22 protein-coding genes and 1 pseudogene are annotated in these 20,245 nt (G+C 70.1%); 15 read left to right on the top strand and 8 right to left on the bottom strand.

Annotated elements, in window-relative coordinates; all coding sequences use genetic code 11:
• Positions 1-323: 323 nt before the first annotated feature.
• Positions 324-632 (bottom strand): hypothetical protein, encoded by a 309-nt coding sequence (locus ACLB9X_RS25575; RefSeq protein WP_410362737.1) that lies wholly within the window; start codon positions 630-632, stop codon positions 324-326.
• 7 nt (positions 633-639) lie between these two features.
• Positions 640-1,269 carry an ATP-dependent Clp protease proteolytic subunit gene (locus ACLB9X_RS25570; RefSeq protein ID WP_410362736.1) on the bottom strand — a complete coding sequence of 210 codons (630 nt, stop codon included), beginning with the start codon at positions 1,267-1,269 and terminating at the stop codon, positions 640-642.
• Positions 1,270-1,346: 77 nt separating this feature from the next.
• On the opposite strand from ACLB9X_RS25570, the gene ACLB9X_RS25565 reads away from it, so the two are divergent.
• The 7 genes from ACLB9X_RS25565 to ACLB9X_RS25535 all read left to right on the top strand — a co-directional run bounded on the left by ACLB9X_RS25565 (position 1,347) and on the right by ACLB9X_RS25535 (position 6,741).
• Positions 1,347-1,631 (top strand): type II toxin-antitoxin system Phd/YefM family antitoxin, encoded by a 285-nt coding sequence (locus ACLB9X_RS25565; protein ID WP_410362735.1) that lies wholly within the window; start codon positions 1,347-1,349, stop codon positions 1,629-1,631.
• A gap of 304 nt (positions 1,632-1,935) precedes the next feature.
• On the top strand, positions 1,936-2,238 hold the full coding sequence (locus ACLB9X_RS25560) for an urease subunit gamma (RefSeq protein ID WP_410362734.1): 303 nt from the start codon (positions 1,936-1,938) through the stop codon (positions 2,236-2,238).
• 12 nt (positions 2,239-2,250) lie between these two features.
• Positions 2,251-2,562, top strand: a complete 312-nt coding sequence (locus ACLB9X_RS25555; protein ID WP_410362733.1) for an urease subunit beta — start codon at positions 2,251-2,253, stop codon at positions 2,560-2,562.
• Positions 2,555-4,276: an urease subunit alpha gene (locus ACLB9X_RS25550; RefSeq protein ID WP_410362732.1), complete on the top strand. Its 1,722-nt coding sequence runs from the start codon at positions 2,555-2,557 to the stop codon at positions 4,274-4,276. The genes ACLB9X_RS25555 and ACLB9X_RS25550 overlap by 8 nt, the downstream gene beginning before the upstream one ends.
• 334 nt (positions 4,277-4,610) lie before the next feature.
• Positions 4,611-5,273, top strand: coding sequence for an urease accessory protein UreF (locus ACLB9X_RS25545; RefSeq protein WP_410362731.1), 663 nt, complete (start codon positions 4,611-4,613; stop codon positions 5,271-5,273).
• 25 nt (positions 5,274-5,298) lie between these two features.
• Positions 5,299-5,982 carry an urease accessory protein UreG gene (ureG, locus tag ACLB9X_RS25540; RefSeq protein ID WP_410362730.1) on the top strand — a complete coding sequence of 228 codons (684 nt, stop codon included), beginning with the start codon at positions 5,299-5,301 and terminating at the stop codon, positions 5,980-5,982.
• A gap of 9 nt (positions 5,983-5,991) precedes the next feature.
• A complete protein-coding gene (locus ACLB9X_RS25535; protein ID WP_410362729.1) occupies positions 5,992-6,741 on the top strand; it encodes an urease accessory protein UreD in 750 nt (249 codons plus the stop codon).
• A gap of 70 nt (positions 6,742-6,811) precedes the next feature.
• On the opposite strand, the gene ACLB9X_RS25530 is transcribed toward ACLB9X_RS25535, so the two are convergent.
• Both ACLB9X_RS25530 and ACLB9X_RS25525 read right to left on the bottom strand, forming a co-directional pair.
• Positions 6,812-7,540, bottom strand: coding sequence for a lysophospholipid acyltransferase family protein (locus ACLB9X_RS25530; RefSeq protein ID WP_410362728.1), 729 nt, complete (start codon positions 7,538-7,540; stop codon positions 6,812-6,814).
• Positions 7,541-7,874: 334 nt separating this feature from the next.
• The gene (locus ACLB9X_RS25525) at positions 7,875-8,690 is read right to left on the bottom strand and encodes a serine hydrolase (RefSeq protein WP_410362727.1); all 816 of its coding nucleotides are present in this window, start codon (positions 8,688-8,690) and stop codon (positions 7,875-7,877) included.
• A 448-nt stretch (positions 8,691-9,138) separates the two neighbouring features.
• On the opposite strand from ACLB9X_RS25525, the gene ACLB9X_RS25520 reads away from it, so the two are divergent.
• Both ACLB9X_RS25520 and ACLB9X_RS25515 read left to right on the top strand, forming a co-directional pair.
• The gene (locus ACLB9X_RS25520) at positions 9,139-10,083 is read left to right on the top strand and encodes a nucleoside hydrolase (protein ID WP_410362726.1); all 945 of its coding nucleotides are present in this window, start codon (positions 9,139-9,141) and stop codon (positions 10,081-10,083) included.
• A gap of 270 nt (positions 10,084-10,353) precedes the next feature.
• Positions 10,354-11,355, top strand: coding sequence for a hypothetical protein (locus ACLB9X_RS25515; protein ID WP_410362725.1), 1,002 nt, complete (start codon positions 10,354-10,356; stop codon positions 11,353-11,355).
• A gap of 206 nt (positions 11,356-11,561) precedes the next feature.
• Here the strand turns inward: ACLB9X_RS25515 and ACLB9X_RS25510 are convergent.
• Positions 11,562-11,657: pseudogene (locus tag ACLB9X_RS25510) on the bottom strand (DUF5949 family protein); the annotation flags it as partial.
• A gap of 188 nt (positions 11,658-11,845) precedes the next feature.
• Between ACLB9X_RS25510 and ACLB9X_RS25505 the strand changes: the two are divergent.
• A complete protein-coding gene (locus tag ACLB9X_RS25505) occupies positions 11,846-12,046 on the top strand; it encodes a hypothetical protein (protein ID WP_410362724.1) in 201 nt (66 codons plus the stop codon).
• Between the two features lie 141 nt (positions 12,047-12,187).
• Here ACLB9X_RS25505 and ACLB9X_RS25500 read toward each other — a convergent pair whose 3' ends face one another.
• Positions 12,188-12,844, bottom strand: a complete 657-nt coding sequence (locus ACLB9X_RS25500; RefSeq protein ID WP_410362723.1) for a vitamin K epoxide reductase family protein — start codon at positions 12,842-12,844, stop codon at positions 12,188-12,190.
• A gap of 507 nt (positions 12,845-13,351) precedes the next feature.
• Between ACLB9X_RS25500 and ACLB9X_RS25495 the strand changes: the two genes are divergently transcribed.
• Positions 13,352-13,585, top strand: a complete 234-nt coding sequence (locus ACLB9X_RS25495) for a chaplin (protein ID WP_410362722.1) — start codon at positions 13,352-13,354, stop codon at positions 13,583-13,585.
• A gap of 85 nt (positions 13,586-13,670) precedes the next feature.
• On the opposite strand, the gene ACLB9X_RS25490 is transcribed toward ACLB9X_RS25495, so the two are convergent.
• Positions 13,671-14,456 carry a putative protein N(5)-glutamine methyltransferase gene (locus tag ACLB9X_RS25490; RefSeq protein WP_410362721.1) on the bottom strand — a complete coding sequence of 262 codons (786 nt, stop codon included), beginning with the start codon at positions 14,454-14,456 and terminating at the stop codon, positions 13,671-13,673.
• 370 nt (positions 14,457-14,826) lie between these two features.
• Here ACLB9X_RS25490 and ACLB9X_RS25485 point away from each other — a divergent pair, with 370 nt between their 5' ends.
• From ACLB9X_RS25485 to ACLB9X_RS25470, 4 genes are all read left to right on the top strand, one after another.
• Positions 14,827-16,038 carry a pyridoxal phosphate-dependent aminotransferase gene (locus tag ACLB9X_RS25485; protein ID WP_410362720.1) on the top strand — a complete coding sequence of 404 codons (1,212 nt, stop codon included), beginning with the start codon at positions 14,827-14,829 and terminating at the stop codon, positions 16,036-16,038.
• A 128-nt stretch (positions 16,039-16,166) separates the two neighbouring features.
• Positions 16,167-16,553: a hypothetical protein gene (locus tag ACLB9X_RS25480; protein WP_410362719.1), complete on the top strand. Its 387-nt coding sequence runs from the start codon at positions 16,167-16,169 to the stop codon at positions 16,551-16,553.
• Positions 16,554-17,154: 601 nt separating this feature from the next.
• Positions 17,155-17,778: a tetratricopeptide repeat protein gene (locus tag ACLB9X_RS25475; RefSeq protein ID WP_410362718.1), complete on the top strand. Its 624-nt coding sequence runs from the start codon at positions 17,155-17,157 to the stop codon at positions 17,776-17,778.
• Positions 17,775-19,049 (top strand): glycosyltransferase, encoded by a 1,275-nt coding sequence (locus ACLB9X_RS25470; protein ID WP_410362717.1) that lies wholly within the window; start codon positions 17,775-17,777, stop codon positions 19,047-19,049. The genes ACLB9X_RS25475 and ACLB9X_RS25470 overlap by 4 nt, the downstream gene beginning before the upstream one ends.
• 77 nt (positions 19,050-19,126) lie before the next feature.
• Here ACLB9X_RS25470 and rfbD read toward each other — a convergent pair whose 3' ends face one another.
• Positions 19,127-20,032, bottom strand: a complete 906-nt coding sequence (gene rfbD, locus ACLB9X_RS25465; protein ID WP_410362716.1) for a dTDP-4-dehydrorhamnose reductase — start codon at positions 20,030-20,032, stop codon at positions 19,127-19,129.
• Positions 20,033-20,245 lie beyond the last annotated feature (213 nt).

Here is a 20,245-nt window from a genome sequence, read left to right as displayed (position 1 = left end):
ACTCAGCGTCCGCCCGGACCGCCCCGTCAAGGTGACGGGGGCTTGTCGTCTCAGTGATCGTGACTCACAAATGTCCGATTTCCGAGTTGAAACGGCTTTTGTGAAGTCATTCACGACTGATCTGTTCAGGTGGGCACGGGTGTTGGGGGTCGTCTCGCCTGACGCGGAATCATGGTCGTACCAGCATCGAAACCGTCGATTCCGCCAAATCGGTGGTGCGTGCGGCGCAAGTCCTGGGGCGCGCGACAATTTCGCCGAAGCTCCACCGAACGGGGTAGGAAAGCCACTACCGCTTGGGTGCCGGCGGTGCAGTGGACCGACCGTCAACTCGTCGTAGCCGGGGGCATGGTCACGCGGTTCGCCCGGCGTTCCCCGTCGAGGATCCGCAGCGCCTCGGCGAGGGTGTCCGCGTAGACCTCGCTCTCCCCGCGCAGATGCATGAGCGTCAGGGCGTCCTTCAGGGCGGTCGCCCGCCCCACCAGCGCCTGCGCGGCGCGCAGCGCGCCGTAGGTGTGGGTGGCGCGGGCGGGGTTGATCCGCCCCAGCAGATCGACCACTTCGAGATAGCTGTCGATCAACTCCGCCTCCGCGCGGGTCAGCGCGGGCAGCGGCGGCAGCTCCGGAGGCAGCACCCGTCGCTCACCTCGCCCCGGCCGGCGAGCCCTTGCGGCTCCCGACGACGTGATCCACCAGGCCGTACGTCCTGGCCGCCTCGGCGTCGAAGATCCTGTCTCGTTCCAGGTCGGCCGCGATGCGCGCGGCGTCCTGTCCGGTGTGGCGCACGAGCATGGCCGCCAGTTGCTCCCGCAGGCGCAGCAACTCGGCGGCGTGGATCTCCAGATCGGACGGCTGGCCGCGCAACGGCTCCTCCATGGCGGGCTGCTGGACCACGACGCGTGCCCCCGGCAGCGCCGACCGCTTGCCCGGGGTGCCCGCGGCGAGCAGTACGGCGGCGGTCGAAGCGGCCTGGCCCAGGCAGGTGGTGGCGATGTCGCACGTGATGACCTGCAGGGTGTCGTAGATCGCGGTCATGGCGCCGAGGGGGCCGCCGGGGGAGTTGATGTACAGGCAGATGTCCTGATCGGGGGCCGCGTACTCGAGATGCAGCAGCTGGGCGATGACGTCGTTCGCCGCCGTGTCGTCGACGGCGGTGCCGAGAAAGACGATCCGTTCGTCGAGCAGCTGCGCGTACGGATCGAGGGTGCGGGTCCCCGAGCTGGTGCGCTCGGTGAACTCGGGCAGGACGTAGCGGGCGGCGGAACGGTACATGACATGCCTCCTCGGGCCTGTGGCGAGATGGGCTCTGTAAAAAATGTACAGGACGTACAGACAGTTATGATGGGGGCATGGCCTACGAGATTCCGGTGACGCAAGCGCGCGCAGAGCTCGCCGAACTGATCAACCGCGTCGTCTACGGCGGGGAGCGCGTCGTGGTGACCCGCCACGGGAAGCCGCTCGTGGCGCTGGTGTCCGCGGCCGACCTGGAGCGACTGGAGGGCGAACGGGAGGCGGCGGAGGAGCAGGTGGTCCGCTCGGTGTCGTCGCTCGGCTCGTCGTCGCCCGCGCCGGCCGCACGCGGCCGGTTCGGCCTGACGGCCGAGCACCGCGCCCCCGGCGACCGCCACGCCTGACCCCGCGGGGGCGCGTCCCCTTCCGGGCCGGGCGCGTCCTCGACCGCTCCGTATACGACCCGGTCCTCGACGGCGGCCCGGGCGGCCGCGGCCGGCCTGATGGAGTCGGCCACGTGCGCGTCGAGGCGCTGAAGGACGGTCTGCGCGTCACTGATGTCCCTGCAGGTTCCCAAGATCAGTTAACGCGCAGGAAAAACTTGCGTCCTAACGTTCAACCCCTGGTCGTGAGATCCCCGTGCCCAGGTCAACACCGTCGTGGCCTGGGGTCCCACGCCCCCGGGCCGGACGACAGTGAGGTGGACGCGTGCAACTCTCCCCGCACGAGCAGGAACGACTTTTCATCCACGTGGCCGCCGACGTGGCCGAGAAGCGCAGGGCGCGCGGTGTGAAGCTGAACCACCCCGAATCCGTCGCCCTCATCACCTCGCACATCCTCGAAGGCGCCCGGGACGGACGCACCGTCGGCGAACTCATGGCGTCGGGCCGCACGGTGCTCACCCGCGCCGACGTCATGGAGGGCGTGCCCGAGATGATCCACGACGTGCAGGTCGAGGCCACCTTCCCGGACGGCACCAAGCTCGTCACCGTCCACGACCCGATCGTCTGAGGGGCGGAGCCAATGATTCCAGGAGAGATCCTCTTCGCCGACGAGCCCGTCGTGCTCAACGCGGGCCGCGAGACCACCCGCCTCACCGTCGTCAACGCCGCCGACCGGCCCGTCCAGGTCGGCTCCCACTACCACTTCGCCGAGGCCAACCCGGGCCTGGCGTTCGACCGGGCGGCCGCCCGCGGCAAGCGGCTCGCGATCGCGGCCGGCACCGCCGTACGGTTCGAGCCGGGCATCCCCGTCGACGTCGAACTCGTCCCGCTGGCCGGCCGCCGCATCGTCGCCGGGCTGCGCGGGGAGACCGGAGGGCACCTCGATGGCTGAGCTGAGTCGCGCCGTGTACGCGGATCTCTTCGGGCCCACCACCGGCGACCGCATCCGCCTCGCCGACACCGATCTGCTCGTCGAGATCGAGGACGACCGCTCCGGCGGGCCCGGCCGGGCGGGCGACGAGGCCGTGTTCGGCGGCGGCAAGGTGATCCGGGAATCCATGGGCCAGTCCCGTGCGACACGGGCCGACGGAACCCCGGACACCGTCGTCACCGGCGCCGTCGTCATCGACCACTGGGGCATCGTCAAGGCCGACATCGGCATCCGGGACGGGCGTATCACCGGCATCGGCAAGGCCGGCAACCCCGACACCATGGAGGGCGTCCACCCCGACCTCGTCATCGGGCCCGAGACCGAGATCATCTCGGGCAACGGGAAGATCCTCACGGCCGGGGCGGTCGACGCGCATGTCCACTTCATCTCGCCGACCCTCGTCGAACAGGCTCTCGCCACCGGCGTGACGACGCTCGTCGGCGGCGGCACGGGACCCGCCGAGGGCACGAAGGCCACCACCATCACACCCGGCTCGTGGCACCTCGCCCGGATGTTCGAGGCACTGGACACGTACCCGGTCAATATCGGTCTGCTCGGCAAGGGCAACACGATGTCGCGCGAGGCCATGCACGCGCAGCTGCGCGGCGGAGCGCTCGGGTTCAAGATCCACGAGGACTGGGGCGCCACCCCCGCCGTCATCGACGCCTGCCTGTCCGTGTGCGACGAGACCGGCGCCCAACTGGCCATCCACACCGACACGTTGAACGAGGCCGGATTCGTCGGCGACACGCTCGCCGCCATCGCCGGCCGCACGATCCACGCGTACCACACCGAGGGCGCGGGCGGCGGCCACGCCCCCGACATCATCACCGTGGTGTCCGAGCCGCACGTCCTGCCCAGCTCCACCAACCCGACCAGGCCGCACACCGTCAACACCATCGAGGAACACCTCGACATGCTGATGGTCTGCCACCACCTCAACCCCGCCGTGCCCGAGGACCTCGCCTTCGCCGAGTCCCGTATCCGGCCCTCCACCATCGCGGCCGAGGACGTCCTGCACGACCTCGGCGCCATCTCGATCATCTCCTCCGACTCGCAGGCCATGGGCCGCATCGGCGAGGTGGTCATGCGGACCTGGCAGACCGCGCACGTGATGAAGAAGCGGCGCGGGCCACTGCCGGGTGACGGACGCGCCGACAACCACCGAGTCCGTCGCTATGTCGCCAAATACACGATCAACCCGGCGGTCGCGCAGGGCCTCGCCCACGAGATCGGCTCGGTCGAGACCGGGAAACTGGCGGACCTGGTGCTGTGGGAACCGGCGTTCTTCGGCGTGAAGCCCCAACTCGTCATCAAGGGCGGGCAGATCGCGTACGCGCAGATGGGCGACGCCAACGCCTCCATCCCCACGCCGCAGCCGGTCATGCCTCGGCCGATGTTCGGCGCGCTGGGGCGCGCGGCGGCGCACGGGTCGTTCAACTTCGTGGCCCGGGCGGCGATCGAGGACGACCTGCCGGAACGGCTCGGGCTGGCGAAGACGTTCGTACCGATCGCGAGCACCCGGCGGGTCACGAAGGCGGACATGCGGGAGAACGACGCACTGCCGCGGGTCGAGGTCGACGCGGACACGTTCACGGTGACGATCGACGGCGAGCCGGTCGAGCCCGCGCCCGCCGCGGAACTGCCCATGGCCCAGCGGTACTTCCTGTTCTGATGCGCACACGAACGAGACCACTGAGGCCCATCGGCCCGCCCGCGCCCCCGCGCCTCGGCACCGACCCGGCGGCGCGCCCGCGGGCCCGTGACCGAGGGCCGAGGCGACCCGCGACCGCTCCCGCGGCCCGGCCGCGTGCCGGTGCCCCGACGCGTGCGGATGGTCCGACGCGTGCCGGTGGCCCGACGCGTGCGGGTGGTCCGATGCGTGCCGGGTACGTCGTGGGCCCGGTGCGGCGGCTTCGCCGCCAGGCACGGGCGGCCGAGCCGCGTCCGGCCCGCCACCGGCAGGGGCCGGAGCGCCATGCCCGCGACGCGCCCCCGGCGGGTGCCGCATGAGCCGCGCCGCGCTGCTCGTGCTGGCCGACGGACGGTTCCCCGCCGGAGGGCACGCGCACTCCGGCGGTGCCGAGCCCGCCGTACGGGAGGGCCGGATACGGGACGCCGCGGGCCTCGCGGACTTCTGCCGCGGGCGCCTGCACACCACTGCCCTCACCTCCGCCGCGCTCGCCGCCGCTGCCGCCCTCGGACACGACCCCGTCGAACTCGACCGCGCCGCAGACGCGCGTACGCCCTCACCCGCCCTGCGGGGCGCCGCACGCAAGCTCGGGCGCCAGATGATGCGCGCCGCCCGCGCCGCCTGGCCGGGGCCCGAACTCGACGCACTGGCCGCCGCGTTCCCCCGCGGAACACACCAGCCCATCGTGCTCGGCACCGCCGCCCGCGCGGCCGGCCTCGGGCCGTACGACGCCGCCCACTGCGTCGTCTACGAGAGCGTGAGCGGCCCGGCGACCGCCGCCCTACGGCTGCTCAGCCTCGACCCCTTCCAGGCCACGGCGGTGCTCGCCCGCCTCGCGCCCGAGATGGACGAGGTCGCCGCCCGCGCCGCCGCAGCCGCCCACGAAGGAATGGACGCCCTTCCCGCCGCGTCCGCCCCGCTGCTCGACATCACCGCCGAGCAGCACACGACCTGGCCCGTACGCCTCTTCGCGTCCTAGAACCCCCACCAAGGAGCCGCACCCCATGCATCTCGACCACCGCCACGACGAAGCCGGCGCATCCGCCGTCGGCGCCGACGCCGTGCGCCCCGACGGCACACCGCGGGCCCTGCGGATCGGGCTCGGCGGGCCGGTCGGCTCCGGCAAGACCGCCACCGTCGCCGCGCTGTGCACCGCCCTGCGTGACCAGTTGTCCATCGCGGTCGTCACCAACGACATCTACACGCGCGAGGACGCCGAGTTCCTGCTGCGCAACGCCGTGCTGCCGCCCGAACGCATCCAGGCGGTCGAGACCGGAGCCTGCCCGCACACCGCCATCCGCGACGACATCTCCGCCAACCTCGAAGCGGTGGAGGACCTGGAGGACGGCGTCGGCCCGCTGGACCTCGTCCTGGTCGAGTCCGGCGGCGACAATCTCACCGCCACCTTCTCCAAGGGGCTGGTCGACGCCCAGATCTTCGTGATCGACGTCGCCGGGGGCGACGACATCCCGCGCAAGGGCGGCCCCGGTGTCACCACCGCCGACCTGCTCGTCGTCAACAAGACAGACCTCGCGCCGTACGTCGGCTCCGACCTCGGGCGCATGGCCCGCGACGCCAAGGAACAGCGCGGCGAACTGCCCGTCGTCTTCACCTCGTTGCGCGAGACCGACGGCGTCCGCCCGGTCGCCGACTGGGTACGGGCACAGCTCGCCGCCTGGACCGCCTGATCGCGCCGGATGAGCATCGAAGCCACGGCCCGCGTCGTCGCCGACCGGAGCGGTCTGCCCGTCCTCGTCAGCGACGGGCCGCTCGCCCTGCGCCGTACCCGCGCCACCGGCCCGGGCAGCAAGGTCACCGTCGTCGGCGCGATGAGCGCGCCGCTCGGCGGGGACCGGCTCGCCATCGAGGCCGAGGTGTGCGAGGGGGCCCGGCTCACCGTGGACTCCGCCGCCGCGACCATCGCGCTGCCCGGACCCACCGGCGAGCTCGCCCGCTACGACGTGACCCTGAAGGCGGGGGAGGACTCCGTGCTGCACTGGCTGCCCGAGCAGCTCATCGCGGCCCGGGGCAGCACTCTCCACCAGCGCACCCGCGTCGAACTCGCGCCCGGCGCACGGCTGGTGCTGCGCGAGGAACAGATCCTGGGCCGCCACGGCGAGGAGCCGGGCACGCTCGTGACGCGCCTCACCGCCCACCGAGCCGGCCGCCCCCTGCTCGACACGGAGCTGGCCTGCGGCCCCGGCGCGCCCGGCGGCTGGGACGGCCCGGCCGTGCTCGCCGGGCACCGGGCCGTCGGCCAACTGCTGGTCGTCGACCCGGCGTACACCGACAAACCACTCGAACCGCTGGTGCTCGGCCCGACCGCCGCACTCGCCCCGCTGGCCGGACCGGCAGTCCTGGTCACGGCCGTTGCGGCCGACGCGCGCGCCCTGCGGAAGCTGCTCGACGAGGGGCTGGCCGTGGCGGCCGCGGACCTGTACCGCTGAGCGGAATCCGGCGAAGACATACGACGTCGGTCGGCATCGACCCGCGCGGCGTTTCGTAGGGCCGGACCGGTCAGCGATTGCGTCGCGTCGGGAACCTCTTCGGCCGCTGCTGCTGCTCCAGCTCCTGCTGCTCCGCCTTGACCTCGGCCGCGTACCGGTCCACGTACTCCTGGCCGGACAGTTCGAGGATGGCGTACATGATCTCGTCCGTGACCGCCCGGATCGCCGCCTTCTGGTTCTCCATGCCCGCGTACCGCGAGAAGTCCAGCGGCTCGCCGAACCGGACCGTGACCCGCTTGATCTTGGGCAGCACCTGACCCGGCGGCTGGATCTCGAACGTGCCCACCATCGCGCACGGCACCACCGGCACACCGGCCTTGAGCGCCATCACCGCGACGCCTACCTTGCCCTTGTACAGCCTGCCGTCGTGCGAACGGGTGCCCTCCGGGTAGATGCCCAGCAACTCGCCCTTGCTCAGGACCCCGAGGCCCTCACGGATGGCGGCCTGCCCGGCCTCCTTGCCGGAGCGGTCCACCGGAATCTGGCCGGCGCTGCGGAAGAACGCGGCGGTCAGCCGGCCCTTGAGGCCCGGGCCGGTGAAGTACTCGGCCTTCGCCAGGAAGGTGATGCGCCGCTTGAGGATCGCGGGCATCAGGAAGTGATCGGAGAACGACAGATGGTTCCCGGCGACGATCGCCGCACCCTCGGCGGGGATGTGCTCCAGTCCCTCGATCCTGGGGCGGAACAGCAGCCGCAGCAATGGCCCCAGAAGGACGTACTTGAGCACGTAATAGAACACGGTGGCTCTCTCCCATCTCGGCGCGTCCGCGGCGATCGATCGTAGCCCGACCAGGTCGGGAACCTCACCGGCCCTGCATCAGGTGCTCACGGTGAGCCTGATGCCGGGCATGTCGCGTACCACCCCTTCCTGTCCGAGCCCGACCGGCACGTCTGACGAAAGGTGAAAACTTTTCACGTGAATGCTCTTCCACTTCCTGCGGAATGGCCAGGGACGCGGAGAAAGGCCGTCAGCCGCTGCGCGGGCGGGAGCCAACGGCGCCAGGGCGCTGAGCCTGAAGCCCAGCGCCCTTCCTCACGCGCGTCGAGCCGCGACGCCGTGGCCTCGCCCTGCTTCACCGGCGGGGATACAGGTTCCGGTGGATGGACCGCGCCACGCCCTCGATCGTGTCCATGCCGTAGAACCACCCCGCATCCGGGTGCGCGTCCTCGGGGACCCGGTTGTTCTCGGTGAGCACCACCAGGCCGGAGTCGTACGCCCGTCCCGTCAGCGCGCTCATGCTGTTGACCTTCCAGTCCCCGCGGTCCGAGGGGTCCCTGAGGTTCGCGTCGGAACGCCGGAGCCATCCGTTCTTGACCTGGACGGCGGCGTCCGCGGGCGCCCCGGCGGGGGCTCCCCAGCGCTGGTCCTCCTGCACATCGTGCATCAGACCGAGGATGTAGGCGCGCTCGTCCTCGTCCAGGACCGCATCGTCCTCGCCCGTGAGCATGGCGAGCAGGCTCGCCTGGTCCCGGGCGGTGACCTGCGTCAGGCCCATGTAGCCGGCTTCGTCGACGGCGGTGTTCGTCATACCGACGTCGTCCAGAAAGCACTCGATGGTGTCGGGGCCGACGATGTCCCACAACACGTACGTCGATGCGTTGTCTGAATTCGCGATCATTTTCCGGGCGAGACGCTGCTCCTCTGCGGAGAGTTCCCCGTCTCTGACGTGAAGCAGTGCGCCCAGGACGATCGGCTTGACGATGCTCGCCGAGTCGTAGCGCTCATCGGCCCGGTACGTGCAGGACGTGCGCGTGGTCCGGTCGTACAGCACGAGCGAGGCCCGGCTGGTGCGGTCGGCCAGGGAGCGGGCTATATCCCGGGTCAGGGCCCGGGCCAGCCGGGGTTTCCCGGAAGCGCATTGGATGAGCTCGCCCCTGAGCCGCTGCACGGTGGTTTCCGGACTCCCCTTCCCGCGGGCGGCCGCGGGAGCATGGGCCGGCGCCGACGCCGCATCGGAGGGAGCAGCCGACGCCGGACGCCGGGCGGAATACGGGTCGGAATCCGGAAAGGGCGCCGTAGCGGATAAGGAAAGGGCAAGGGCGGCTGCGACGGGAATCGTTCCCGCGATCACTTTCGACATCGTCTCACTGAGCATCGGCCCTTTACCCTTCCGATTGTCCGCCCGCCTCCGCGAAAAGCGGCGAGCATCGACGCGGCGCCGGCCGGCGCCCGCGAAAGCGACGCTACAAGCGGGTGATCTGCCGGGCCCGTTCTGTCGGCCGATGGGCCTAGGGGGCGGGCACGGATGGGACGAAGAGGTGAAGGGCCGACGGCCGGAAAACGCCGCGCACGAGCGGAGACTGAGGGCGTCCACGCCCCGCGAGCCGAGGAGAGCCGTGTCCGTTCCGATCATCATCGACTGCGACCCCGGGCACGACGACGCCCTCGCCCTCATGCTCGCCGCGGCCGATCCGGCGGTCGACCTGCTTGCGATCACCACCGTCGCCGGCAACCAGACCGTCGAGAAGACCACGCTCAACGCGCGCAGGGTGTGCACCGTCGCCGACATCACCGGCGTCCCCCTCGCGGCCGGCTGCGCCCGACCCCTGGTGCAGCCCCTGACGGTCGCGGACGACGTGCACGGCGACTCCGGACTGGACGGCCCGCGGTTCCCGGCACCGGCCGTGGACGTCGTCCCGGAGCACGCCGTGGAGCTGATGCACCGCGTCCTGACCGGGCATCCGGAGCCGGTCACCCTCGTCCCCACCGGCCCCCTGACCAATGTGGCGCTGTTGCTCACGCGGTACCCGGACGCCACCGCGCACATCCGCGAGATCGTGTTCATGGGCGGCTCCACCGAGCGCGGCAACACGACCCCGGCCGCCGAGTTCAACGTCCACGCGGACCCCGAGGCCGCCGACATCGTGCTCACGAGTGGCGTGCCGGTCACCATGTGCGGGCTCAATGTCACCCACCAGGCCCTCGCCACCCCCGCCGTACTGGCGCGCATCGAAGCCCTGGACACCGACCTCGCCCGGATCTGTGTCGAGTTGCTGACCTACTTCGGGTCGACCTACCGACGGCTGTGGGGCTTCCCCGCGCCGCCGGTGCACGACCCCGTGGCCGTGACGCGGGTCATCGACCCCGAGACCGTGCGCTGCGTGGACGCGCATGTGGCCGTCGAGCTGTGCGGGCGGTACACCCGGGGAGCGACCGTGGTGGACCTGCACCGGTACACAGGCCGGCCCGTGAACGCGCAGGTCGCGGTCCGCCTCGACGCCGACAGGTTCTGGGACCGGGTGATTGCCGCGGTGGACGTGCTGGGGCGGCGCGCGAGGTGAGAGAAGCGTGGTCGCGCGGCCGGGTCCGGGGTCGAGCGCCCCGCATTTTCGCTGCGGCGGGCGGCCAAACCTGCACCCGGCGTGGCGTGCAGTCCCTCGGGTGAAAATCCCGCCGAGGGTCACTCATCGGGCCCATGGTGTCGCCCGGATGCCGGGCTCTCCAGTGGTGGGCCTTCGCGATTTGGCTGACGGTGAATCACGTCGCCACTGCGATCAGATGAGCCGATGACGTGTCGGGCCTCGCAGTCGCGGCGAAAGGAAAGGCTCACTATGCGCTCTGCCCGCATCCTGCTCGCCTCGGCCGTCGCCACGGCGGCCCTCGCCGTCTCCGGACCCACCTTCGCGGTAGCCATGGCCGACGACTGGAGCAAGGACGACTCCTACTCGTCGGACAGCGACAAGAAGGACGACTACTCGTCGGACGACGAGAAGAAGGACGACTACTCGTCGGACCACGACAAGAAGGACGACGAGAAGAAGGACGACCACGACAAGAAGTGGGACAAGGACGACCACGACAAGAAGTGGGACAAGGACGACCACGACAAGAAGTGGGACAAGAAGGACCACGACAAGAAGGACGACTACGACAAGGACGACGACAAGAAGGACGACCACGACAAGCCTGACGGTGGCGTGCACACCGGTGGCGGCGCGCTGGCGCGTGTCATGGCCGACGACGAGGACAAGGACGACGAGAAGAAGGACGACTACTCGTCGGACCACGACAAGAAGGACGACGAGAAGAAGGACGACCACGACAAGAAGTGGGACAAGAAGGACTACGAGAAGAAGGACGACTACGACAAGAAGTGGGACAAGAAGGACTACGACAAGAAGGACGACTATGACAAGGACGACGACAAGAAGGATGACCACGACAAGCCGAACGGTGGCGTGCACACCGGTGGCGGTGCCCTGTCGTTCGTGAACGCGGACGACTGGGACAAGGACGACGACAAGAAGGACGACTACAAGAAGGACGACTACGACAAGAAGGACGACTACAAGAAGGACGACTACGACAAGAAGGACGACTACAAGAAGGACGACTACGACAAGAAGGACGACTACAAGAAGGACGACTACGACAAGGACGACGACAAGAAGGACGACCACGACAAGCCGAACGGTGGCGTGCACACCGGTGGCGGTGGCACGGCCCTCTCCGGTGGTGGCCTCGCCGCTGGTTCGGTCCTGCTGCTCGGAGGCCTCGGCGCCGGTGCGTACATGCTGCGCCGTCGTGGCGTCAATGGCTCCACCGCGGCCTGACGTTCCGGGCCCAGCCGGCCCACGCCCCGTCGCGGCCGCCCCCCCCCGGGGGGGCGGCCGCGGTCGTCCACGGCTGCGGACGCACGCAGCGCACGCAGGGGCCGGCCGGGAATCTCCCGGCCGGCCCCTGTGTCGTACGCGCGGACACCGGATGCGCTCAGCGCAGCAGCAGCACGCCGCCGGCCGCGCAGCCGGCCGGCCGGCCACTCGGCGGGGGCGGAGCACTGCGCGTTCGCGTACGGCATCGTGACGACCGCCTGACCGGCCTGGACCAGCAGCCGGATCGGTGAGACGCCGTCGGCGGTGTGGTCGACCCCTCACGTGGCGACTCACCGCGTGGGCGACAGCTTCGAAAGGCCGTTCCTCACGTACCCCACGGCCCGGGCGCGGCAGTGACCTCGACAGCCGGGCGCGCGTTGGCCGCTGTATGGCAACGACTACCGCGCCGGCTCGTTGGCAGCGCGTACACACGAGAACCGACTCGGCACCGGTGGCGCCGCCGCCCGGCGGCAGCCCGATCTACGAACAGCTGACGCGCGAGTGGGCGGCCGCCGGCCGGACCCTGCCGGGCCGGCCGGACGGGGAGTGGACACGGCTCACCCTCTTCCCCGCGCCGCCGCCGGAGGAACAGGGGCTGCGCCCGTCTCCGCCGCCGCCCCGCCGCGGCTGGCTCCACGACCGTACGGCCTGACGGTCCTCGCCCGGCCCGGCCTGCACCCACACCTTCCCGAAGGCGACGGCACCCGCCCAGTCGGCCGCATCCGGTCAACGATCAAGAAGGTGACACGTCACTCCCCGCGTCGCGGCGGGCTGCCCGCAAAAGGGCGGGGCCTCAGCCGGTCCAGAAGTCCCACCAGCGGGTCAGCACCAGCATCCCGATGATCCCGACGTGCAGCACCGGCAGCACCCACGTGAACTCGTCCAGGAACCCCCGCACCACAGCCGGCGCGGGCAGCAGCCCATGACGGACGTTGTGCGAGGTCACGTACCAGAACATGACGATCGTGGCGACCCACGCCAGACAGCACCACAGGCACAGCGCGTTGATCTCGTACAACGACTGCTGCATCAGCCACATGCAGAACCCGACGCCGAACAGCGTCCCCGCGTCCAGCCCCAGCCAGTACCACCGCCGAAAACGCGCCCCCGCCAGCAGCGCCACCCCGATCGCGATCACCATGCCGTACGCGACCAGACCCAGCATCGGGTTCGGGAACCCGAACACCGCCGCCTGCTCGCTCTTCATGATGCTGCCGCACGACACCACCGGATTCAGACTGCACCCCGGCGTGAACCCCGGATCCTCCAGCAGCTTGAACTTGTCGATCGTGATCACCCACGCCGCCAGCAGCCCCGCCGCACCCGTGACCACCAGCATCCACGCGAACCCACGCCCCGCACCGACGCCGCCCTCACCGGGGGCCGTGGGCGCCCGGTGCCGCTTCCCCCTCTGTTCGACGGACAAGGATCCGGCAGTTGTCATTGTCATATTGAATTCACCACTCGTTCGACCCGATGGATTCACCTATTGTGCCGCACCGGAAGACGACCCCCGGAGTTGGAGAATCCATTCGGCAATACGAGTGAACGCGGCACCGGCACCACACGGCGCGGGGCGTGCGCGGCATCCGAGTGACGCCGCGGAACCAAACTATCCAACAAAAAGGGACAAGTAAGTGATCAAGAACCTGTCCTCCCTCGTCGGCCTCGCGAACGCCACGTCCCTGGAGGACGTGCCGGTGCACGGGGCCGGCCCCGTGCCGGAAATCGAAATTCCCGTAAAGTCCCGGAAATTCGCCGGCCGGATTTGCACGGAACGGTTCGGCGCATTATGCGTGAGGCATACGAGTGACTTTTCCAACCGGTAGTCGCGTACCGGTTTCCCCGCGGGAACCAAATCGATACTAGTTCTGCGGAAGCGCACGCCTGCATGCCTGAATGCGGCTGCGCGGCACGAAGGCCGTACCGCGTACGCGCCCCTGCTGAAAGGATCGAAATGAAGCACACGAAGGCCGCAGCCGTCGTCGCGGGTCTCGTCATGGCCCTGGGCACCGCGGCGCCCGCCATGGCCGACTCCGGCGCCGAGGGCTACTCGATCGGTTCCCCGGGCCTGCTGTCCGGCAACGTCGTCCAGGTCCCGATCGACCTCGGCGCGAACCTCTGCGGCAACAGCCTCAGCGTCCTCGGTCTGCTGAGCCCCGCCGTCGGCAACGCCTGCCTCAGCGACTGAGACCTGCCGCACCGCGCCGCTCGGGCGCGCTGACGGCTCGGCCCCGGGGAGCGACCGGCTCCCCGGGGCCTCGCCGTGCGACGGGCTACGCGGGTCTCGCGCCGATCACCACGGTGGCGTCCAGCTCCTCGCACACTTCGACCCGTGGGGCCAGGCCGTGCTCGGCGAACGCGGCGGCCGTCCTCGGGGCCTGGCGTTCGCTCGTCTCGACGAGCAGCACACCGCGCGGCGCCAGCCAACGCGCCGCTTCCGCGGTCACCCGGCGCTGGATGTCGAGCCCGTCGGCGCCGCCGTCGAGCGCGATGAGCGGCTCGTGGTCCCGCGCCTCGGGCGGCAGGAAGCCGATCTCGCCGGTCGGCACGTACGGGGCGTTGGCGACGAGGACGTCGACGCGGCCGGCGAGCTTCTTCGGCAGGGCCCCGTAGAGGTCCCCCTCATGGACGTGCCCGCCGACGGCGGCGACATTGCGGCGGGCGCACCGGACGGCGGCGGGCTCGATGTCCGCCGCGTGCAGTTCGCCACCGCCGATCGCGTCCACCACGGCCGCGCCGAGAGCGCCCGAGCCGCAGCAGAGGTCGACGACGAGGGCACCCGGCGGGGCGAGTGCGACGGCGCGATCGACGAGGAACACGCTGCGTCTGCGGGGTACGAACACCCCGGAGTCGACGGCCACGCGCATCCCGCGGAACTCGGCCCAGCCGAGAACGTGTTCGAGGGGCAGGCCCACGACGCGGCGTCGGATCATCGCAATGAGGTCGGCGGCGTCGCGGGCGGTGGAGATCAGCAGGCGCGCCTCGTCCTCGGCGAAGACACAGCCTGCGGCGCGGAGGGTGGTGACGACGTGGGAGACGGAACTGGGGGGAACCGGCATGGAAAGCCTTTCGGGAACCGAAGGGCACTCCCGCGGTCACCCGGCCTGATCACGCCCGGCCGACCGTACGGCCACGGGAGGGGAGCACCCTGACTGCTGCTGCGGAAACGGGTCTCACCTCCCGGGTCGGTCCGTGCACTGCGGGACGATCACCCTACCGGTTCCGGACCGCCGCTCCGGTCCCCAAGGTGACGAGCGCAACACCTCGCTGTCGGGCTGCGAAATCACAGGCGATCCAGCCGTTCACTCAGCGCAATCGAAGGGGTGCGGGGGCCGCCACCACAGGAAGCCGCCAAATCGGACATTCGCGCCGTGATCGCGTGGCCCGAAACACGAAGCGATCACTCGCGGGCGCCCGTAAGCTCTCGGCATGCAGGTGATCCAGTCCACGAAGCTCGCAAACGTCTGTTACGAAATCCGGGGCCCGGTCCTCGAGGAGGCGATGCGGCTCGAGGCGGCAGGTCACCGCATCCTCAAGCTCAACACGGGCAACCCGGCGGCCTTCGGTTTCGAGTGCCCGCCGGAGATCCTCGAGGACATCCTGCGCAACGTCGGCAGCGCGCACGGCTACGGCGACGCGAAAGGACTGCTGTCCGCCCGACGCGCCGTGATGCAGCACTACCAGACCAAGGGCATCGACCTCGACGTCGAGGACGTCTACCTCGGCAACGGCGTCTCCGAGCTGATCCAGATGTCGATGCAGGCGCTGCTGGACGACGGCGACGAGGTGCTCGTACCGGCGCCCGACTATCCGCTGTGGACGGCGTCCGTCTCGCTGTCCGGCGGCACCGCCGTGCACTACCGCTGCGACGAGCAGTCGGACTGGATGCCCGACCTCGCGGACATCGAGCGCAAGATCACCGACCGCACCAAGGCGATCGTGATCATCAACCCGAACAATCCGACCGGCGCCGTCTACGACGACGAGGTGCTGCGCGGCCTCACCGAGATCGCCCGGCGGCACCGTCTCGTCGTCTGCTCCGACGAGATCTACGACAAGATCCTCTACGACGGCGCCACGCACACGCCGACGGCGGCGATCGCCCCCGACCTGCTGGTGCTCACCTTCAACGGGCTCTCCAAGAACTACCGCGTCGCCGGCTACCGGTCCGGATGGCTTGCGGTGTGCGGTCCGAAGGCGCACGCGACCTCGTACATCGAGGGTCTGACGATCCTCGCCAACATGCGGCTGTGCGCCAACATGCCCTCGCAGCACGCGGTGGCCACCGCGCTCGGCGGCCGGCAGTCCATCGAACAGCTCGTCCTGCCGGGCGGGCGGCTGCTGGAGCAGCGCGACACCGCGTACGAGCTGCTGACGCGGATCCCGGGAATCACGTGTGTGAAGCCGAAGGGCGCCCTGTACCTCTTCCCGAGGCTGGACCCGTCGGTCTACAAGATCAAGGACGACCGGCAGATGGTCCTCGACCTGCTGCGGGCCGAGAAGATCATGGTCGTGCACGGGACGGGCTTCAACTGGCCCGAGCCGGACCACTTCCGCATCGTGACCCTGCCGTCGGCGAAGGATCTGGCCGGCGCGGTGACCCGGATCGGCTCCTTCCTGGACGGCTACAGCCAGCACTGAGCACCGTGCGTGAGGTGACGGAGTCGGGCTCGGATACGGCCTGCAGCTGACGAAGTCCCGATCGGCTTCAACTTTAGACTGAATCCAATGTAGGATGGTCTCCTGATCGTGAGCAGGAGGCCATCCCCATGTACGAGCCGATCCGCACCAAGTCGGTCCACTCGATGGCCGACCAGGCGCAGTACCCGCACCGCAGCCGCGAGGAGGAGTTGGACATCCAGCTCGCCGGTCATCTCGCCGCACTCCTCGCCGTCACCGACGAGCTCGGTCTCGACACCGCGGCGGACGCCATCGCGACCCAGGTGTCCCGGCTGCGCGGCGCGCCGCCCGCCCGGCATGCCGCCCTGACCCACGCCGATCCCGCCGCGCTCCACCAGCGGGCGCACGCGCTCGCGGGCCGCGCCCTGGTGGTCGCCGCGTCCCGCGCCGACACAGCTGCCGCGATCCTCGCCGCCGAGCGGATGGACGCGCACACCGCCGCGCTGCGCGACACGCAGCTGATCGGCGCTCCCTGACGGCCCCGGTCCGCGTGCCGAGGGAGGCGCGCGGACCGGGTTGCCACCGGACATCGCGTGAGCCCGCCTGCCCTCATCGCTGCCTCGACGCCCGACGGGTGACGCCGCAGAGCGCGCCGCTGACGCGCGACGCCGTCAGGGCCGCCTTCGCGTCGCAGAGACCGTCGCCGCGGATCCGAACTGACCGGACATCAGGCAATCTTCACCATCCGCAGTGCGCACTGCAGTGATCAGAACTGCCGTGATCAAAACACAGCGCGACAATACGCATTCGACCGCGGGCGCATACCGCCGGCCCATGGCAACGGCCTTGCCGGCGACGACGCATTGCGGAACAGGCACGCCCAAGGACACGACGTCGGCCGGGCGTTCGCCACTTCCATGCCCGCGTACCGCATAGTCGATGCGTACATTCGGGTGGACTGTACGCCCTAAGTCCCCGACGCACAGCGGCGACACAAGGACCACCTCGTAACTTTGGTGAGCATCACGGTGGTTCGGAATCCGGTATTGCCGGCACCACCCACGGGCTCCTGCACGTCAGCCACCCGAATCAGCCACATTCATCCCTTCCCTCACCGACTCCATGAGATGTGACCAAGTGAAACGTAGGCGATTGTGGGCAGGGCTCGCCGGCACGGCGGCGGCTGCCACCGGGGTCGTCATCTGGGCGATTCAGTCCCAGTCGGCCCCTGCCCCGGAATCCGAGGCCGCGTCGGCGATCCGGAAGACCACGGAGGCGAAAGCACTTCTGCAGGCCGGCATCATGCAGGGGCAGTACCAGGATTACGACGGCGCGGCCCGTACCTACAGGCGAGTGCTGGAACTGGATCCTCGCAGCAAGCACGCCTGGTACAACCTGGGTGTCCTCGCGCAGCAGGACGGCAGGACGGCTGATGCCCATGCTGCTTATGACAAGGCGCTGAAGATCGACTCGTCGTTCACGTCGGCTCTCTTCAATCAGGCGCTGCTGCTGAAATCGAGTGAGCCCGACCGGGCTCTCACGCTGCTGAAGCGTGCCATTGCCGTCAACCCGAAGGCCGCCACCGCCCATCTGCACATCGGGAACATCCTGGCGAAGAAGGACCGCGACGAAGAGGCCGAGGCCTCCTTCCGTCGTGCCGTTGCGGCCGATCCCTCGCTGCATTCCCAACTGCCGGAATCCTTCCAGGATTCCGTAAGTCCCTCACCCTCACCTACACCTAGCCGGGCAGGTACCAGATGACGTCGACTGCGACACCGAGGTTCTCCGTCTTCACTCCCAGCCACCAGCCGCGTTTTCTCGACGAGTGCCTGGCGACGCTGCAGGCGCAGACCTGTTCGGACTGGGAGTGGATCGTCGTCCTCAACAACGGCGCCCGGTGGCGGCCGGAGCGGCCCGACGAGCGTGTCCGTGTGGAGATCGCGGACGAGATCCGCGGCGTCGGTGCGGCCAAGCGCCGGGCCTGTGAACTGGCGCGCGGCGAGATCCTCGTGGAACTCGACCACGACGATCTCCTGGCAAAGGCGTGTCTGACGCAGCTCGGCAAGGCATTCGACGCGCATCCCGACGCCGTCTTCGTCTACAGCAACACCGCGCACATCACCGAGGACGGGAAGCGGGAGGAGTCCCGCTTCAACGCGACGCACGGCTGGCAGTACGAGGAGGTGCGCGTCGACGGCCGCAAGCTGCTGGCGGCCAAGTCCATGGAACCGACGCCGCACAACGTCGCCTACATCTGGTACGCGCCCAACCACGTACGGGCGTTCCGCAAGGACGCCTACGAGAAGGTCGGCGGGTACGACGCCACGCGTACGGTCCTGGACGATCAGGACCTGATGTGCCGTCTGTTCCACGTCGGCGACTTCCACCACATCACCCGCTGCCTGTACCTCCAGCGGATCCACCGCGCGAACACCCAGCGCGACCCGGAGATCAACGCCCACATCCAGCGCGAGACAGTCGCCCTGTACGACAAGTACATCGAGGCCAACGCCCTCGCCTGGACCCAGCGCCGGGGACTGCTCGCGCTGGACCTCGGCGCGGCCCACCGGAAGCCGCCCGGCTACCTGGGCGTGGACCAGTACGCGGGAGAGGGCGTGGACATCGTCGCGACCCTGCCCGACAAGCTGGACCTGCCCGACAACTCCGTCGGTCTCATGCGGGCCGTGGACTTCCTGGAGCACGTGCCCGCGAAGGTGCCGCTGATCAACGAGCTGTACCGGCTGCTGGCACCCGGGGGCATGCTCCTCACCATGACTCCCAGCTCCGACGGCCGGGGCGCCTACCAGGACCCGACGCACGTCGCCTTCTACAACGAGAACTCCTTCTGGTACTACACGGACAACCAGTACCGCGCCTTCGTGCCGGAGATCGAGGCCCGGTTCCAGAAGTCGCGGCTGGTCACCTACTACCCGACCGACTGGCACTCCAAGAACGACATCTCCTACGTGGTGGCGAACCTCATCGCCATGAAGGACGGTGCCGAGCGGTGCGGCGGACCGCTGCTGGTGTAGGCGACGCACGGCAAGGTGCCCGGCGGGACCGGATGGTCCCGCCGGGCGCTTTGTGCTGCACGGCAGTCAGCAGAACATCAGCCACCCGTACGCGCTGCGGCGGCCATGGCGGCGAAGACGGGCGTGTCCAGGGCCGCGGCCAGTAGGGCGTCCCACGGCGGGAGGGGCACAAGGCCGGTACGCGACCAGCTGCCGTGCTCCCCGAGGACACCGAACGCCGGGCGGGTGGCGGGGCGCGGGAGCACCGCCGAGCCGACCGGGCGGATCCGCTCGGGATCGAGGCCGCTCAGCCGGAAGGTCTCCCGGGCCAGGCCGTACCAGGTCGTGCGGCCGGCCGCCGTGCCGTGGTAGACGCCTGCCGGGGCCCGTCCGGCCAGGGCGGCACGGCCGAGGGCGGCCAGCTGCCGGGCGAGCGCGCGGGACCAGGTGGGCCGGCCGTACTGGTCGGCCACCACGTCCAGGGTCTCGCGGCGCGCGGCGAGTTCGAGCATGGTGGTCACGAAGTTGGGTCCGTGCACGCCGTAGAGCCAGGCGGTGCGCACGACGTAGCCGCTGCGCGGCAGCAGCTCGGCGACTGCCTGCTCCCCTGCCACCGTGTCCCGCCCGTGCGCGTCGACGGGTCTGGTCGGCGCGTCCTCGGGGTACGGCTCGCCGGTGTCACCCGAGAACACGTCGTCGGTGGACACGTGCAGCAGGATCGTTCCGCTGCCCGCGCAGGCACGTGCCAGGTGGCGGACGCCTGGGCCGTTCGCTGCCGCGGCCGCCGCCTCGACCTCCTCGGCGCGGTCGACGTCCGGCCAGGCAGCGCAGTCGACGACCACATGGTGACCGGCGACGGCCGCGTGCGCGGCCGCCGGTCGGGTGAGGTCGAACTGGTCACGCCCCACTCCCGTCACCACGGCGTCAGGATCGGCGGCGAGCTCCGCCAGCACGTCCCGGCCGAGCATCCCTCCCGCACCGGTCACCAGCCAGCGTGTGGTCATCGCCGCGCCGCCCTCGCCGTGAGCGGCTCCCACCAGGACCGCGGTTCGCGGTACCGGGGGGCCGCGGCGGCCTGGCCTTCCGTGATTCTCCGCCGCCCTGCCGTGCGGAACGAGTTCGATGCCCCGGCAGTGGTCGGAGACGTGCAGCCCGTCGCGGATGGTGCGGCCGTCTCGCGCATGGTTCTCCGATGCTCTTGCTGCCCCGGCGTTCGC

Source organism: Streptomyces sp. 5K101 (assembly GCF_046506645.1).
Lineage (GTDB): Bacteria > Actinomycetota > Actinomycetes > Streptomycetales > Streptomycetaceae > Streptomyces.
The sequence above is the reverse complement of the archived record's forward strand: the minus strand, read 5'-3'. Positions and strand labels throughout refer to the sequence as shown.